At 74.0% G+C, this 11046-nt stretch carries 11 protein-coding genes; 6 read left to right on the top strand and 5 right to left on the bottom strand.

Translation table 11 applies throughout. The features are described from left to right. Positions 1-144: 144 nt before the first annotated feature. The 3 genes from thiE to ACN6LM_RS36415 all read left to right on the top strand — a co-directional run bounded on the left by thiE (position 145) and on the right by ACN6LM_RS36415 (position 2755). Positions 145-798, top strand: coding sequence for a thiamine phosphate synthase (gene thiE / locus ACN6LM_RS36425; protein ID WP_445069708.1), 654 nt, complete (start codon positions 145-147; stop codon positions 796-798). Between the two features lie 137 nt (positions 799-935). Beyond that, positions 936-1853, top strand: a complete 918-nt coding sequence (metF, locus tag ACN6LM_RS36420) for a methylenetetrahydrofolate reductase [NAD(P)H] (RefSeq protein WP_445069707.1) — start codon at positions 936-938, stop codon at positions 1851-1853. Between the two features lie 50 nt (positions 1854-1903). Then, a complete protein-coding gene (locus tag ACN6LM_RS36415; RefSeq protein WP_445069706.1) occupies positions 1904-2755 on the top strand; it encodes a hypothetical protein in 852 nt (283 codons plus the stop codon). Positions 2756-2783: 28 nt separating this feature from the next. Here ACN6LM_RS36415 and ACN6LM_RS36410 read toward each other — a convergent pair whose 3' ends face one another. From ACN6LM_RS36410 to ACN6LM_RS36390, 5 genes are all read right to left on the bottom strand, one after another. Next, complete coding sequence (locus ACN6LM_RS36410; RefSeq protein ID WP_445069705.1) at positions 2784-4295, bottom strand: phytoene desaturase family protein; 1512 nt, start codon at positions 4293-4295, stop codon at positions 2784-2786. A gap of 38 nt (positions 4296-4333) precedes the next feature. Further along, positions 4334-4963 (bottom strand): DUF4126 domain-containing protein, encoded by a 630-nt coding sequence (locus ACN6LM_RS36405; RefSeq protein ID WP_445069704.1) that lies wholly within the window; start codon positions 4961-4963, stop codon positions 4334-4336. A gap of 349 nt (positions 4964-5312) precedes the next feature. Continuing rightward, on the bottom strand, positions 5313-5924 hold the full coding sequence (locus tag ACN6LM_RS36400; protein WP_143622539.1) for a TetR/AcrR family transcriptional regulator: 612 nt from the start codon (positions 5922-5924) through the stop codon (positions 5313-5315). A 29-nt stretch (positions 5925-5953) separates the two neighbouring features. Next, positions 5954-8041 carry a YhgE/Pip family protein gene (locus ACN6LM_RS36395; RefSeq protein WP_445069703.1) on the bottom strand — a complete coding sequence of 696 codons (2088 nt, stop codon included), beginning with the start codon at positions 8039-8041 and terminating at the stop codon, positions 5954-5956. Next, on the bottom strand, positions 8013-8777 hold the full coding sequence (locus tag ACN6LM_RS36390; RefSeq protein WP_445069702.1) for an ATP-binding cassette domain-containing protein: 765 nt from the start codon (positions 8775-8777) through the stop codon (positions 8013-8015). The genes ACN6LM_RS36395 and ACN6LM_RS36390 overlap by 29 nt, the downstream gene beginning before the upstream one ends. A 166-nt stretch (positions 8778-8943) precedes the next feature. Between ACN6LM_RS36390 and ACN6LM_RS36385 the strand changes: the two genes are divergently transcribed. The 3 genes from ACN6LM_RS36385 to ACN6LM_RS36375 all read left to right on the top strand — a co-directional run bounded on the left by ACN6LM_RS36385 (position 8944) and on the right by ACN6LM_RS36375 (position 11009). Continuing rightward, complete coding sequence (locus tag ACN6LM_RS36385; RefSeq protein ID WP_445069701.1) at positions 8944-9471, top strand: SAV_6107 family HEPN domain-containing protein; 528 nt, start codon at positions 8944-8946, stop codon at positions 9469-9471. A gap of 97 nt (positions 9472-9568) precedes the next feature. Next, a complete protein-coding gene (locus ACN6LM_RS36380; RefSeq protein ID WP_445069700.1) occupies positions 9569-10327 on the top strand; it encodes a class I SAM-dependent methyltransferase in 759 nt (252 codons plus the stop codon). A 283-nt stretch (positions 10328-10610) separates the two neighbouring features. Then, a complete protein-coding gene (locus ACN6LM_RS36375) occupies positions 10611-11009 on the top strand; it encodes a DUF3040 domain-containing protein (protein WP_383298541.1) in 399 nt (132 codons plus the stop codon). Positions 11010-11046: the final 37 nt, after the last annotated feature.

Genomic DNA, 11046 nt, shown 5'->3' with positions numbered 1-11046 from the left:
CCCCCCCCCCCCCCCCCCCCCCCCCCCCCCCCCCCCCCCCCCCCCCCCCCCCCCCCCCCCCCCCCCCCCCCCCCCCCCCCCCCCCCCCCCCCCCGCGCCGCACCACCGATCCGCCGTAACCGTCTTCCCGGGGGGAACCGCACCATGTCCACGCCTCGCGCGCAGCTGTCCGACGCCCGGCTCTACCTGTGCACGGACGCGCGCAGGCGCCAGGGCGACCTGCCCGACTTCCTCGACGCGGTCCTCGCCGGCGGGGTGGACATCGTCCAGCTCCGCGACAAGGGCATGGAGGCCGGGGAGGAGCTCGACCACCTCGCGGTCCTCGCGGACGCCTGCAAGCGGCACGGCAAGCTCCTCGCCGTCAACGACCGGGCGGACGTGGCCCACGCCATCGGCTCCGACGTCCTCCACCTCGGCCAGGGCGACCTGCCGGTGCCGGCGGCCCGCGCGATCATCGGCACCGAGCCGGTCATCGGCCGCTCCACGCACGCCGAGGCCGAGGTCGACGCCGCCGTCACCGAGCCCGGCGTGGACTACTTCTGCACCGGCCCCTGCTGGCCCACCCCGACCAAGCCCGGCCGCCACGCGCCCGGTCTGGACCTCGTCCGCCACGCCGCCTCGCTCGCCCCCGCCCGGCCCTGGTTCGCCATCGGGGGCATCGACGCGGACAACCTCGACCAGGTGCTGGACGCCGGGGCCCGCCGGATCGTCGTCGTGCGGGCCCTGACCGAGGCGTCCGACCCGGGCGCGGCCGCCGCTGAGCTGGCACGACGGGTCCGCGAGCGCGCCGGAGCCTGACGGGGCGGCCGCGCCCGGAGCGGCGGCCCCGGCAGGCCTGGGACGGATCTGTCCGAAGGATGGACAAGAATCAGTCAATTCCGGCAAATGACCCCGGTTCGGTTGGGGGCCCGCCCCGCCCTGGTTAACCTGCCCGTATGGCCCTTGGCACACCTTCCACCAGAACGGATCACGCGCGCACCGTGCGTGAGATGCTCGCGACCGGCGCGACCTCGTACTCGTTCGAGTTCTGGGCGCCCAAGACCGAGAAGGGCGAGCGCAACCTGTGGAACGCGCTGCGCCGGGTCGAGGCCGTCGCGCCGAGCTTCGTCTCGGTGACGTACGGCGCCGGCGGCTCCACCCGCGCCGGCACGGTGAAGGCCACCCAGGACATCGCCGCCGAGTCCACGCTCACCCCGGTCGCCCACCTCACGGCCGTCGACCACTCGGTCGCCGAACTGCGCAACATGGTGGGCCAGTTCGCGGACGCCGGGATCCGGAACATCCTCGCCCTGCGCGGCGATCCGCCGGGCGACCCGATGGGCCCCTGGGTCGAGCACCCGCAGGGTGTGCGCTACGCGGCGGACCTGGTCCGGCTGATCAAGGAGGCCGGCGACTTCTGCGTGGGCGTCGCGGCGTTCCCCGAGCGGCACCCGCGCTCCGACGACTGGGACACCGACGTCCGGCACTTCGTGGACAAGTGCCGCGCGGGCGCCGACTACGCGATCACCCAGATGTTCTTCGACCCCGAGGCGTATCTCCGGATGCGTGACCGGGTGGTCGCCGCCGGTTGCGACACTCCGATCATCCCCGAGGTCATGCCGGTCACCAACGTCCGCCAGCTGGAGCGGCTTTCCCAGCTCAGCGACGCGGCGCTGCCCGACGACCTGAAAGAGCGCATCCTCGCTGCCAAGGACGACGCAGCCGCTGTACGCTCCATTGGCATCGACTTCGCAACGCGGTTCAGCGCGAAGCTGCTCTCCGAGGGTGTGCCCGGACTGCACTTCATCACGCTGAACAACTCGACTGCGACGCTCGAGATCTACGAGAATCTCGGACTGCACAAGCAGTCGTGACCGGCCGTACCCGCCACCACCCGGGGCGGTGGCCGTAGAAGGGGGCGGGCATGGGCTGGACGGTCCTCTACATCGCGTTCGGTGTCGTCGCGCTGTGGCTGCTCGGCGAGGTACTGCTGCAGTACAAGGCGCGGCTGCGCTGGCGCCTCCTCGCCTTCACCGGCTTCCTCGGCGTGGTGATCGGCGTCCTGATGCCGTCCGTGCCCGTCATCGCCCTCGGCGCGGTCGCCTTCGCCACCGGCCAGACCTATGTCACGCTCTCGTTCCGCAAGGGCTTCTCCACCGGCTGGGCCATCGGCGGCAAACCCGGCGAGAGCCGCCGCCGGCGCGGCGGCGGGGACCGCAAGCCCACGCTGGAGGTCTCGGGCCTGGAGATGGAGTACGAGGGCGGCGCCCCCGACGTCCCGGCCGCCCCGCCGTCCGCCCCCGCCGCCGTCTACGCGACCGAGCCGATGCCCGAGGACACCGGCCAGTACGGCGTCTACAGCGACTCCGTGCCGCCCCGCCCGGCCCAGGAGCCCCAGGCCGCGCCCAGCCACGACGCGTACGACCCCTACGGCTACCCGGCGCACCAGCCCCAGGGCCAGGACACCTATGCCGGGGCCGGACAGTACGACTACGGCACCGACGCGCAGAGCTACGCCGCCTACTCCGACCCGTACATCGGCACCACCGCGAGCACCCCGCAGTACGACACGTACGACGGCTACGGGAACTACGGCGGCCAGCAGCAGTACGCCGACCCGTACGCGCAGGGCGGCTCCTACGGCTCGGAGACCCCGCCGGGCGGCGTCTGGGTGCCGCAGCAGCGCGAGGGCGAGCAGTACCCCCAGCAGCCCGCCGCCCCGGCCTCGTACCCGAACGGCTACGACACCGGTCACAACGAGCAGTACCGCTACTGACGGTCCCGGCCGCCGGTCCCCGCCCCGCTCACTGCGAGCCGCGGAAGCCCTCCCCCTCCACCACGGTCCCCGCGACGAGCGCCCCGGACATGCCCGCGTGCGCGAGCCCGCCGCCCGGATGGGACCAGCCGCCGGCCAGCAACAGGCCCGGCAACCGGGTCCGGTTGGCCGGGTGCAGGAACGCGCCGCCGGCACCGCCCAGCGCCGGCGGCGGCACGGCACCGCCCTCGGCGCCCGTGTCCGCGGCCGTCTCGGCGGGCGTCCGCACCCGCGTCCGCAGCACCCGCTCCCGCAGGTCCGGCACCGCCGCGCCCGCCGCCTCGGTCAGCGTCTTCGCGAACCGGGCCCGCACCGCCTCGTCCGTCCAGTCCACCCGGCCGTGCGGGGCCACCGTCGCCACCAGCGTCACCGCCTCGTGCTCCGCGTCGGGGCGGGTCGACGGATCGTCGGGGCGCAGCACGGTCACCGTGGGGTGCGCGGCGATCCGGCCCCCGAACACCGCCTCGCGCTCGGCCGCCCCGTCGGCCGGGTGCACCACGGTCCGGTGCGCGGCGTCCGCGGGCCGGCCGCCGCGCAGCGACAGCATCACCACGAACCGGCCGCTCGCCCCCGCACCGTCCGCACGCACCGTCACATCGCCGTCCGCCCACAGCTCCTGACCCGGCACCAGACCGGGCCACGGCCGGGCGCCGAGCACCACGTGGGCGGCCTCCGCGACCGTCCCGTCCGCCAGCTCCACGCCTGCCGCGCGGCCGTCCTTCTCCACGACCCGGGCCACCTCGGCGCCGAAGACGAACTCCACCTTCCGGGCCAGGCACCGCTCGTACACCGCCCGGGCCAGCTCCCGCATGCCGCCGCTCACGTACCAGGTGCCGAATGTCTCCTCCATGTACGGCAGGAGGGCCGCGCTCGCCGGGGCGCGCGAGGGGTCCAGGCCGTACGCGAGGGCGTAACCGTCGAGGAGGGCCGCCAGCCGGGGGTCGGCCAGCTCCCAGGCGCCGATCTCCGCCACCGTCCCGGCCCGCCGCGCCGGGCGCAGCAGCCGCCGGTGCTCCCGGGCCGGATACGGGTCGCGGCCCAGCACCTGCCAGTCGGGGCGCAGCGGCTCCTCCAGGAGCGGCCGCCGTGAGCGGTCCCAGGCGTCCCTGGCCCGGTCGAGGAACGCCCCCCACCTCGCGCCCGCCCCGCCGCCGAGCGCGCTGTCCAGGGCGGCTGCGGTCCCGGCGCGCGAGGCGTTCGGGAGGGACACGGAGGTGCCGTCCGCGAAGAGGTGCCGGCTCGCCGGGTCCACCTGGGCCAGCGTGACGCACCGCTCCAGCGGCTCCTTGCCGGTCTTCACGAACAGGTCGCGGTAGACCGCGGGGAGGTGGAGCAGCCCGGGGCCCGTGTCGAACGTGAAGCCCTCGTCGGCGTACTGCCCGAGCGAGCCGCCGTAGGTCCGCGACCGCTCGTACACCGTCACCCGGTGGCCTGCCACGGCCAGCCGGGCCGCCGCCGCCATCGCGCCCATCCCGGCGCCGATCACCGCAATTCGTGCCATGCAGGCGACCTTAACGGCCGCCACCGACAGGCCCGCCGTCAGCCCCAGGGAGGGTTGGGCGAGGGGAGGACGGGCTGCTGCCCCCGGCGCTTCTCCGCACGGCGCTCGGCCCTGCGGCGCCAGAACCGGCGGATGCGGGAGGCCAGGAAGACCACGATCGCGAGGCCCACGACGAGGAACGTCCCGGCGAGGGTGGCGGCGATCCACGGATGGAATATCGCGAAGGTGACGACCCCCGCGACGCCCAGGTCCTCGACGGCGCTCAGCGCGATGTTGCTGAACGGCTCGGGTGAGGTGTTGACCGCCATCCGCGTCCCGGCCTTCACCAGATGGCTCACCAGGGCGGTCGAGCCCCCGATGGCACCGGCCGCGATCTCCGGGAGCGAACCGCTCTCGCCCGCCAGCAGCGCCGCGACCACCGCGCCCGCCACCGGCCTGACGACCGTGTGCACCGCGTCCCACGCGGTGTCGACGTACGGGACCTTGTCGGCCACCGCCTCGAAGAGGAAGAGGACCGCGACGACGACGAGCACGTCCGTGCGCTGGAGCGAGGCGGGCACCTCGTCGCTGACACCGGTCGCGCCGAATATGCCGAGCAGGAGGACCACCGCGTACGCGTTGATCCCGCTCGCCCAGCCGCTTGTGAACACCAGAGGGAGTACCGACACGCACGCGATCGTAGCCAGCGGGTCCCGCATTCCGGCAGGGCGCGTGGAACCCGGCTCTGAGTACCCGTACTCAGAGCGCGGGATGAGTAGCCGCACGGATGGGCCGTGACCTGCCGGAACGGCAGAGTGGGTGACCACGGAAGGGGCGCCGCCCCGCCACCGCCGGCACGGGGCGGCGGGGCGGGGCGGCACCTCCCTTCCGAACGGGGGTGCGCGACGGAGGACTTCGGGACCACGCGGTCACGGGGGACGGTCCTCCGGCAGCACGGAAGGCGCCGGTCGGGCGGGCTCGGGGGGACGGGCCTCGCGCGACCGGCGCCTTCGTGCGTACGAGTGGGAGCGCCTGCCCTCAGTGTCCGCTGACGCGGCCGCGCAGCAGCAGGGACAGCGCCGAGTGCACGTCGTCGATCGAGCGCTCCGGCTGGAACGCCTGCCAGTCCAGCGCCGCCACCAGCACCATCCCGACGAGCGCCGCCGCCGTCAGCGGCACGTCGATCTCCTCGCTCAGCTCGCCGCGCGTCACGCCTTCCGCGATGACGCCCTCCACCACGGCGACCGCCTCACGGCGCACCACCAGCAGCGTGGACTGCCAGGCGCGGTTGGTGCGCCACAGCTCGGCCACGTACAGCTGGGTGAAGGCCGGGTAGCGGTCGATGAAGACCAGACCGGCCCGGATCATGGCGTCCAGCGCCTCGACCCGGCTGCCGCCGCGTGCGCCGGTCTCCTCGGCCGCCGCGCGCAGCGAGGAGGTGAGCAGCCCGACGCCGTGGCGCAGCAGCTCCTCGAAGAGCTCGGTCTTGCTCTTGAAGTTGTAGTAGACCGTGCCCTTGGCGACCCCGGCCCGGTCGGCGATCTCGTCCACCGTGGTCGCCGAGAAGCCCTTCTCGGCGATGAGGGTGACGGCGGCTTCGTAGAGCTTCTGCCGGGTGGCCTGGCGGCGCGCGCTGCTACTGCTTTCCATGGACCTGATTCTCACAGGTCCCGGCACGGTCACAGGCTCAGCTCCGGGTGCAGCCGCTCCAGTGTCCACATCTGCTTGCGGCGGGCCGACAGGGCGGTCAGCGCGAGCGCCCCGGCGGTGAAGGCGGCGAGCACCGCGCAGCCCTGCCAGACCGGGCCGAGCCCGCCGCCCGTGATGAGCCGGCGCAGCCCCTCCACGACGTAGCTCATCGGCAGGTACGGGTGGATCGCGTTGAAGAAGCCCGGACTGGTCTGTACGGGGTAGGTGCCGCCGGCCGAGGTCAGCTGGAGCATCAGCAGCGCGAGGACGAGGATGCGCCCGGCCGCGCCGAAGCAGGCGTTCAGCCACTGCACGATCGCCGCGAAGCAGCAGGTGACCAACGCCAGGAAGCCGAGCGTTCCGGCGGTGTGCGCCATGTCCAGGCCGGGGCCCCAGTGCAGCACGGACATCAGCGCGGCCGTCTGGAGCAGCCCGACCCCGGCCACCGGCAGCCAGCCCGCGAGGGCGATCCGCCAGGACGGGGCACCGGCGGCCAGCGCACGCCCGCCGAGCGGCTGGATCAGCATGTACGCCACCATCGCGCCGACCCAGAGGGAGAGCGGGATGAAGTAGGGCGCGAAGCCCGTGCCGTAGTTCGGGGCGGAGTGCAGCGACTGCGAGGCCAGCCGTACGGGGTCGGCCATGACCTCCGTACGGGCGTCGCGGTCCTTCTTCCCGTAGTCGGGGATCCTGCCGACGCCGTCGCCGAGCCCCTGGGCGAGCGTGGCGGATCCGTCCTTGAGGCGGACCAGCCCCTTGTCCAGGTCCGTGGCGCCCTTCTTGAGCTTGCCGACGCCCGTGTTCAGGTCGGCCGAGCCGGTCTTCGCCGTGCCGAGCCCCGTGTGCAGCCGGTCCGCGCCGGTGGCGACCTTGTGCGCGCCGGTGTTCAGCGCGTTGATCTTCTTGACCGCGGCTTCCAGGTCCTCGTCCAGGTGCGGGGAGCGCGCGGCGAGTCCCTTCGCCTGCTTCTCCAGCGTGGTCAGCCTGGTGCGGAGCTTCCTGAGGTCCCCGTTCTGGTTCTCGACCAGGGCGTTCACGTCGTCGGCCACGGCGGCGACGTCGTCCGCCGCCGTCACGGCCCGCTTCAGCGGCGGGCAGACGGTGGGGTCGGGGACCGGCTGCTCCTCGCACCGGGTGCGGTGGATCCCGGTGAGGTCGTCGGCGGCGGTGTGCGCGGCGGTGGCGGCGGTGGGCGCGGCCTTCACGAGCAGGTCCAGGTTGTCCCGTACGGTCTTCGACGCGTCTTCGACCAGCCGGGCGGTGTCGCCGATGGCCTTCCCGTTGTCCTTCAGGAACGGGCGCACATCGGCGGCGACCCCGTTGACCTTGTCGGCGAGGAGCTGGGTGCCGTCGGCGACCTGGCGCGAACCGGTCTCCAGGTCGCCCGCGCCCTTGTCCAGCTTCACGATGCCGCCGGCCAGCTTCGTGCTGCCGCTCTTCGCGTCCTTCAGCCCGTCCGCGAGGTCCTTCGAGCCCTTCTTCGCCCTGCCGATCCCCTCCCTGAGGTCGGCCGCCCCCTTGGCCGCCTCGGCCGTCCGGTCGTGCAGATCGGAGAAGCTGATGAAGATCCGGTCCAGGAACCCGCGCGAGGCGTCGGCGGACGCGGCCGTGCGGACCTCGGAGAACACCGTGCGGGATATCTGCCCGACGATGTAGTTGTTCGCGTCGTTGGTACGCACCTGGAGCGCGCCGGTCTCGGGGGAGTCACCGGCGCTGGAGGCGATGCGCGCGCTGAAGTCGGCGGGCATGCGCAGCGAGAGGTAGTACGTGCCGTCCTCGACGCCCCGGTCCGCCTCCTCGGCGCTCACCTCGTGCCAGTCGAAGGTCTTCGACTCGAGGAGCTTGCCGGTGATCTGGTCCCCGGCCGCCAGGCGCTTGCCGTCGGCGGTCGCCCCCTTGTCGTCGTTGACCAGGGCGACCGGGATGCGGTCGAGCCGGCCGTACGGGTCCCAGAAGGACCACAGGTAGAGGGCGCCGTAGAGCAGGGGGAGCAGCAGGAGCGCGGCGAGGGCGGCGCGCGGCAGCCGCCCCCTGCCGAAGCGCCTCAGCTCAAGCGCGGCCAGTCTCGGCGAACGCATCGGCCGGTTCCCCCTCGTGCGTGGTGGCTTCGGTGTCCGGGGCGGTGCCCGTGCGTACGGTGACGGCGTCCTCGGGGGCCTCGCTGCAGACGGCCAGGACGGTGGTGCCGTCGGCGGCCACGGAGCGCAGCAGCCGCCACACCTCGGCCCGCTCGGCGTCGGACAGCTTCAGGTCGGTGTCGTCCACCGCGAGCAGCCGGGGCCGGCCCATCAGCGCGAGGGCCACGGACAGCCGCAGTGCCTCGGTCCGCTCCAGATCCCGTACGGCGGTGCGCTCCGCCTTGGGCAGCGTGGCGGGATCGAGCCCGGCGGCGTCCAGGGCCGCGTCGATCCGGGCGCGCGCGGCTGCGGCCCGCTCACGGGGCCGGCGCAGCAGGGCGCGCGGGGAGCCGTCGTAGCGGCGCAGGAGCAGGGCCCGCTCGCGCAGGTGCTCGGCGACCGTGAACGCCGGGTCGAGCTCGCTGACCCCGGGCACCGGGCCGAGGGCCGCGACGCGGCGGACGGCGGCGGCCCGGCGCGGCAGGGCGAGGCCGGCGGTCGCGGCCTCGCCCTCGGTGGGGCGCATACGGCCGGTGAGGGACAGCAGAAGGCAGGTGCGGCCGGAGCCGGACGGGCCCTCGACGGCGATCAGGGAACCGGGGGCCGCGCTCAGCGTCACGCCCCGGAAGGCCCAGCCGCGCGGCCCTTCGAGCCCCAGGCCCTCGGCGGTGACGGCCGCCCCGTGCGGACTCTCCACGCACCCCACCCCTCATTTGAACTGACTGGTCAGTTCAAAAAGTAACCCGAACTCGCGATCGAAGCAAAAGCCCAGGTCAGGACCGCGTCGAGGTCGATTGTCAGTGGGGGCAGTCACGATGGATACAGACGGCCACAGAGTCGTCACCGAGACAGGAGGTTCTGTCATGGCCCACTCGTCCGCAGCCGCCGCCCCGCGACGCCGCGCAGACGGCCCTGCTCCCTCACCGACCGGCCCGGCCCGCGATGTCCACCCCGTCGTCCGGCGCACCACCGCACCGCCCGCCGCCCTCGATCTCCTCACCCAGGCCCGCGCGGGCCTGGACGAGGCAGCTGTCCTCTCCGTGCCCAACGAGCGGTACGCCACCGCACACCTCGCGGCCCTGCGCACCGCGGCCGCCGTCCTCGCCGCGCGCGCCCGCCCCGAGCCTCCGCGCCGGCGCCGGGAACCGATCCGCAGCGCCTGGGAGATCCTTCCGGAGCTGGCCCCCGAGCTGGCCGAGTGGAGCGCCCTCTTCGCCTCCGGCGCCGCCCGGCGGGCCCGCGCCGAGGCGGGCATACCCGGCGCGGCGAGCCGGCGGCAGGCCGACGATCTGCTGCGGGACGCGGCCATGTTCCTGCGCCTGGTGGAGCGGCTGCTCGTCCTCCAGCCGGTGCTGCCGAAGCCGCGCGGGGAGCGGCCCGACGCAGGGTGACCGCGGGGGCGGCGCCAGGCAATAAGGTGGGCGGTACCTGTTACCTGCGCTGTTCACGCTCCGCCCCCGGGCGGCCCGTGCCGAGGAGTCAACTGCCGTGTCGGACCCGCTGCGCCCCCGTGCCTCCCTCCGTACCGCCGTGGTCTGGGAGGTCCTGAAGGACGCCCTCGACCGCCGGGTCAAGGCGACCGGCCGGGACGCCCTGGACGTGCTGGACACCGGCGGGGGCACGGGCAACTTCGCCGTGCCCGCCGCCCGTCTCGGCCACCGGGTCACCGTGGTCGACCCCAGCCCCAACGCGCTCTTCGCGCTGGAGCGCCGCGCCGCCGAGGCCGGGGTCGCCGACCGGGTGCACGGGGTGCAGGGCGACATCCTCGGCCTGTTCGACGTGGTGGAGCGCGGGGGCTACGACGCGGTGCTCTGCCACGGCGTCCTGGAGTACGTGGACGACCCCGCCGAGGGCGTACGGCACGCGGTGGAGGCCCTCCGTCCGGCCGGGGCGCTGAGCCTGCTCGCCGCCGGTCTCGGCGGTGCCGTCCTGGCCCGCGCCCTCGCCGGCCACTTCAACGAGGCGCGGCACGCGCTGGGCGACCCGCAGGGCCGCTGGGGCGACGGGGACCCGGTGCCCCGGCGGTACACGGCCGAGCAGCTGACCGAGCTGGTCAGGGCCGCCGACGTCGAGGTGGGCGCCGTGCACGGGGTCCGGGTCTTCGCCGACCTCGTCCCCGGGGTCCTGGTGGACACCGAGCCGGGCGCGATGGAGGCCCTGCTCCGGCTGGAGGCCGCCGCCGCGGAACTGCCCGCCTTCCACTCCGTGGCCACCCAGCTGCACGTCCTGGGCACCAAGCGGGGCTGACGCCCCCTGAGGGGTACCGGCGGGAGTGCGGCTGATCAGCGACGCAGCGGCAGACGGAGTACGCACCGACAGCCCCGTTCGGCGCTCCGGCCCCGTATGATCGGGGGACACCATCCGGCATGACGGATCGGAGGTTGGGGAATCAACTCAACAACTGAGCCGTCGTGGCGGCCCGGACTGGCTGTTTCGCAATGAGGGCGGGTTTCACGGGGGCGATTCCCTGCCTATCCTGGAAGGGCCGCATACCGGCCGCCCCCCCGCGGCCGACGACGAGGAGGACTCCGTGCCGCTCTCGGAGCACGAGCAGCGAATGCTCGAGCAAATGGAGCGAGCGCTGTACGCCGAAGATCCCAAGTTCGCGACAGCGCTCGAGGGAAGCAAGCTGCGTACGTACACCCGGCGACGGGTCTACCAGGCGGTCGCTGGCTTTCTGGTGGGTATCGCGCTCCTCATGGGCGGAATGGTCGCCCGGCTGACCTGGGTCAGCGTGGTGGGCTTCCTCGTCATGCTGGGCTGCGCGGTGCTCGCGGTCACGGCATGGCGCAACGCGCCCAAGCCGGGCGAACAGCAGTCGGTGCGCACCGGTGGTGCGGGTGACCGTCGGCAGTCCCGGCAGCGCCGGTCCGTGATGAACCGGATCGAACAACGGTGGCAACGCCGCCGCGACGAGCAGGGACAGTAGCTCTCAGAACGCTTCAGCTGAAGGGGCGGCCGCGAAC

The organism is Streptomyces sp. SAS_281 (genome assembly GCF_052542855.1).
Note: the sequence above shows the minus strand (reverse complement) of the source record. Positions and strands in the feature narration are given on the sequence as shown.